Genomic DNA, 1,159 nt, shown 5'->3' on the forward strand with positions numbered 1-1,159 from the left:
GTTACTGACCTTCAAAGCGTGGTGTCGTGAGGGCTGACAACTGGTGATCCCGGCGGTATGCCGTCTTCATGAGGTACGCGCAGGGTGGCGGGCTGACCGCCGAGCGTCGGGCGTTTCGGGAGCGGCTTCGGGCAGAGGCGGCCGAGCGGTTCGCGCGCGGTGACGACAGCGCTGTTGTTGCTCATGACCTGCGGGTCACTGTCCGCTCGGTGCAGCGCTGGCGCAGAGCGTGGGCCGAGGGTGGGACGCGGGCTCTTGCGTCGAAGGGACCGGCGTCCCTGCCGCTGCTGAGCGATGAGCTGTTCGCGGTCCTGGAGCGGGAGTTGGACAAGGGGCCCCTCGCGCACGGCTGGTCCGACCAGACCTGGACTCTGGCACGGATCACGACCCTGATCGGGTGCCGGTTCCACCGGAGCTACACGATCCAGGGCGTCGCGGCCCTGCTCAAACGACACGGCTGGACCTGCCAGATCCCCGCCCGCCGGGCCCTGGAACGCGATGAGACAGCGGTGGCCGGCTGGGTGAAGGAGACCTGGCCGCACGTGGAATGACCGCGGCGGCGCTCGAAGCCTGGCTCGTCTTCGAAGACGAGGCCGGCTTCTCGATGACGCCGCCGACCGCCCGCACCTGGTCCCGCCGCGGCCGCACGCCCGTCGTGCGCGTGCGGGGCCGCTCCCGCCGACGCTTATCCGTCGCCGCCCTGGCCTGCTACAAAATCGGCCAACGCTCCCGGCTGATCTACCGGCCCTGCCCGGACGCCCGGCCCGACGGACGCAAAAGCTTCTCCTGGAAGGACTACCGTGACCTGATCCAGACCGCGCACCAGCAGCTCGGCGGCCCGATCGTGCTGGTGTGGGACAACTTGAACACCCACCTGACGGCCGGGATGCGCCGCTACATCGCCGAACGGGACTGGCTCACCGTCTACCAACTCCCGCCCTACTCACCCGACCTCAACCCGGTCGAGGGCATCTGGTCGGTACTGAGGCGTACCACCACGGCCAACCGCGCCTTCGCCGACCCGCAAGACCTGATCACCGCCGTCCGGCGCGGCTTACGCCAGCTCCAATACCGCCACGACGTCCTCGACGGCTGCCTCACCGGCACCGGATTGGCACCCGCCTCACCATGACGACATCACGCATTCAAGGTCAGTAGT

At 68.9% G+C, this 1,159-nt stretch carries 2 protein-coding genes; both read left to right on the forward strand.

The genetic code is table 11. The annotated features are described in order from the left end of the window. The first annotated feature begins 68 nt into the window (after nucleotides 1-68). Entirely contained in the window at nucleotides 69-551 is a 483-nt protein-coding gene (locus ACFWP7_RS42610) for a winged helix-turn-helix domain-containing protein (RefSeq protein ID WP_384394049.1), read from the forward strand. A 53-nt stretch (nucleotides 552-604) separates the two neighbouring features. After that, nucleotides 605-1,132 (forward strand): transposase, encoded by a 528-nt coding sequence (locus tag ACFWP7_RS42615; protein ID WP_384394052.1) that lies wholly within the window; start codon nucleotides 605-607, stop codon nucleotides 1,130-1,132. The last annotated feature ends 27 nt before the right edge of the window (nucleotides 1,133-1,159 follow it).

The sequence above is a fragment of the Streptomyces sp. NPDC058470 genome (genome assembly GCF_042721055.1).
Classification (GTDB): domain Bacteria; phylum Actinomycetota; class Actinomycetes; order Streptomycetales; family Streptomycetaceae; genus Streptomyces.

Bases quoted from the DNA above. Each gene is read 5' to 3' on its own strand.
- ACFWP7_RS42610 (WP_384394049.1), top strand. From the start codon at position 69: ATGAGGTACGCGCAGGGTGGCGGGCTGACCGCCGAGCGTCGGGCGTTT.
- ACFWP7_RS42615 (WP_384394052.1), top strand. From the start codon at position 605: ATGACGCCGCCGACCGCCCGCACCTGGTCCCGCCGCGGCCGCACGCCC.